The sequence below is a fragment of the uncultured Candidatus Puniceispirillum sp. genome, from assembly GCF_963979125.1.
In the GTDB taxonomy this organism is placed as follows: Bacteria; Pseudomonadota; Alphaproteobacteria; order Puniceispirillales; family Puniceispirillaceae; genus Puniceispirillum.
The window spans coordinates 1-3,183 of the sequence record NZ_CAXBVX010000151.1; the positions used below are offsets into that span (position 1 = coordinate 1).

Genomic DNA, 3,183 nt, shown 5'->3' on the forward strand with positions numbered 1-3,183 from the left:
GTTTGCCATAGCCAAAGCGGGGGGTGGATGCGTGTGATGAGGTCATTAAAGTGCCCTAAGGGTGTGATGCTGACATGCGGCTAGTGCGAACCACGTGAAACATCAGAACGCAAAGTACAAAAAGACTGCCGCCAATCATTGTCGCTGTAGGACGCTCGCCAATACCAAGCCAGACCCAGAATGGCCCAATCACCATTTCCAATAGCATCATAAGGCTGACAATGGCTGAGCTTATATAGCGTGGGGCAATGCCAAGGCAGGTAAATGATAGCGGCAGGATAAGCATGCCCATTACCATGATTGTCCAGATCGGTGCGATAAAGATTGTGCCGTCAGCGCTAAGGGCAAAGCCGACAACACCGCTCAGAAAAGAACCAAGAGCGCAGGCAGGCAGAATACTTAAGGCCGGATATTTGCGTGTGACCGTAAACGTCAAAGCCAACCCAAATGCCGTAACAAGGCCATAGGCGGCACCAAGCCATACTGAACCTTGAGGTTGGCCAAGAGCATTGCCGCCATCCATAACAACAATCACAACACCTAACATTGCCAGCATGATTGTTAGCCAGCCAAGCCAGCCTTGTTTTTCGCCCAGCATGAAAAAGGATAGCATGGCCGCGACCAATGGCATGAGCGCCACCGCGGTTAAGACAACAATAACCGACGTTTCGGCAATCCCCAGTGTGAATGTAATCGAATTTAATCCAAAAGCGATGACCACCAGAATGCCTTGCCACGATCCAAGGCTGCGCAATTCTTGAAGCCTGTCTTGGCTTGGAAATAACCGCCAGATAAAGAAAAGGGTAGCCCCCATCAAAATACCACGCCAGCCCATCAAGGGCCATCTTTCAAGTCCAGAAAGCCGCATAACGAGGGTATCAGGCGTTAATATAAGCACACCCAAAAGGGCTAATAAAATGCCAAAAACGGCTGGGTTGTAATTAGATGTAAAATTGGAAAAACGCATTTCTATGCTCGCAATTATCTGGCGGCACGTTAGCACGCAATGCAAGAAGGTGAAAGCGTGACTAATCGATATAGTTCACGCCGACCATCTGGCACTGGGCAATATTCTTTAACTGGGCAAGTTGATCATTCACCGTCTTGACCCATATTTCATGGCCAAGCTTTTTCATCATTTTACCAGAAATTGTTTGCAAGACTTTTGCGCATTGGCCGGTATCACCACCGCCAAGCCCATTGGCATCTTCGCCACAATGTGCGTTGGAATTACCCATGCTTTTACCTGCATCATCGAACAATAAAAGCGATACGCCAGAGATGGCGCGTGGCGCGGTGTTTTTGATTTGTGTCGATAGAACATATAAGGTGGCAACGCCAACGTCATCATCCTGAAACATGACACGCACCGAACAAGGCACATCTTTGGATTTGGCAAAGACAGTGTGACTCATGCCCACAATCAGCCCGATCCCAAGAACGACCACATAACCAAAGACGCGCTTTTGGCGCATTATCCCTAAACGCATTTACACCCTCAAATCAACCCAAATAGGCACCAAGACATTCTATTTTACAACGCCGCGATAAATGCCTTTTTTCATCAATGGCTCAATAATTAGTCTTTGTTCTTTATCTTCCCATACAAATTGATCTTTGAGCATTTTCTTTTGTTTAATCCGCGCTATAACACGAATATGGAGCGCAACTTCTCTTAGCACCAATTCAATCTGTTCGGTTGCTTTCTTGGCTTCAGGCGCTTCAAGATATTCCTTGTCCATCCCAGCTTTTATTCGTTGCAGAGAGTCAGCCTTAATCGCAGTCGCTTTATTAATTGAACTTGTCCGCATTTGGTCAACTTTTTCGCTTAATGCTTCAAGCTGTTCAAAAGTAGGCTTTGGTATTTTAACATCCAACATATTGGTTCTGCCAACACGTATTACTTTGGAAAAACCAGCTTCTTTAATAATGGTGGTAATTGGATCAATCAGCTCGTCGCGCTTAATGACCACACGCACAGATTTACCCTTGGTAAATTCATCATAAATCATCTCAACAAAATCGCTTACGCGCCTATTTTTTTTATCAACTTCAATTTGTTGAGCATTTAACACTTTTTCTACGGCGTCATCGTTACCTAGATCTGCAAGATCTTCGATAAATCTATCAAGGATGTCCTCAATTCGCGCTTTCGTAGCAAGAGAATATGAGTCTTCATTTTCTAACTCGGTTAACATACTTGCCATAGCAAGCCTCCTTCCGTCGTAACCTATATATTTACCTTGATACCGAATAAAGCAATTTGCAAGCAATTAGCTAATATTTATTGTGGTAATATTATAGGGATAGGAATTTTTTCACAATTTAAACAATGTTTTAAATATATAAATTACATACTATGTAAAGTAACTGATTATAGCTTTCATAGAGACAAAACCACTATCCAAAATAGGGAACACAACTCAGGTTTGATCTTGCGCGGCATAATATACGTCGTGCAGGGTTGGTATATAAATTTAAAAGATGATAACTAATTAACTATAGAAAATTAGATAATTCATCCTCAATAATATCGGCAATAATGGTGCAATCATCCTCATCAAATGTCAGAGGAATGCGCATATCCAGTGTATTGGACAGCACTTTTTGGGTGTTGGGCAAATGCGGAATATCATCAATATACTTCCAGCTATCATAACGGCTGGTGAAAGCTTTTGGTTCATCATCACCAAACCATTTCAATTCAGCCCCGCGCGCGTTACAAGCAGCAATAAAGTCTGGAATTTGTTCACGGCTCAGCCCCTCAGCGCGAAACTGGATTGATGATCCAACATAGGCCTCAACCTGCTTGCGTTCAGGGATAGACGCGCCCTTCATCTGGCTAAAGCGTCGATGCAATAAATCATATCGCGCATTCCATTGCGCGGCTTTTTCTTCGATATGCGGAAGCTGTGCTCGCAGTAATGCCGCGCGCATATGATCCATGCGCCCAGAATAGTTTGGGGAAATCAGTTTCACCTTTTCAAAAACATCTTCGGCCGGCACGGCGCCATGCCGCCCGTAAAGCATGTAGGAACCTGATGACACAATCGCGCGCGCGGCAATTTCGGGATCATTTGTTGTCAAAAACCCGCCTTCACCCGAATTCATATGTTTGTAGGTCTGTGTTGAAAAGGCGGCGACTTTGCCAAAATTACCTGACCGTATGCCACGCCATTTCGC

The 3,183-nt window shown here is 44.5% G+C and carries 4 protein-coding genes; all 4 read right to left on the bottom strand.

Annotation, left to right across the window (positions count from 1 at the left end; translation table 11 throughout):
* Positions 1–55 precede the first annotated feature (55 nt).
* Entirely contained in the window at positions 56–967 is a 912-nt protein-coding gene (locus ABNT28_RS10525) for a DMT family transporter (protein WP_348721565.1), read from the bottom strand.
* Positions 968–1,028: 61 nt separating this feature from the next.
* Positions 1,029–1,490 (bottom strand): hypothetical protein, encoded by a 462-nt coding sequence (locus tag ABNT28_RS10530; RefSeq protein WP_332924577.1) that lies wholly within the window; start codon positions 1,488–1,490, stop codon positions 1,029–1,031.
* Between the two features lie 39 nt (positions 1,491–1,529).
* Positions 1,530–2,207 (bottom strand): hypothetical protein, encoded by a 678-nt coding sequence (locus tag ABNT28_RS10535; protein WP_332924578.1) that lies wholly within the window; start codon positions 2,205–2,207, stop codon positions 1,530–1,532.
* A gap of 292 nt (positions 2,208–2,499) precedes the next feature.
* Positions 2,500–3,183, bottom strand: a 684-nt coding sequence (locus tag ABNT28_RS10540) for a DegT/DnrJ/EryC1/StrS family aminotransferase (RefSeq protein ID WP_348721566.1), incomplete at its 5' end; no start/stop codon positions are given.

Bases quoted from the DNA above. Each gene is read 5' to 3' on its own strand.
- ABNT28_RS10525 (WP_348721565.1), bottom strand. From the start codon at position 967: ATGCGTTTTTCCAATTTTACATCTAATTACAACCCAGCCGTTTTTGGC.
- ABNT28_RS10535 (WP_332924578.1), bottom strand. From the start codon at position 2,207: ATGGCAAGTATGTTAACCGAGTTAGAAAATGAAGACTCATATTCTCTT.
- ABNT28_RS10530 (WP_332924577.1), bottom strand. From the start codon at position 1,490: ATGCGTTTAGGGATAATGCGCCAAAAGCGCGTCTTTGGTTATGTGGTC.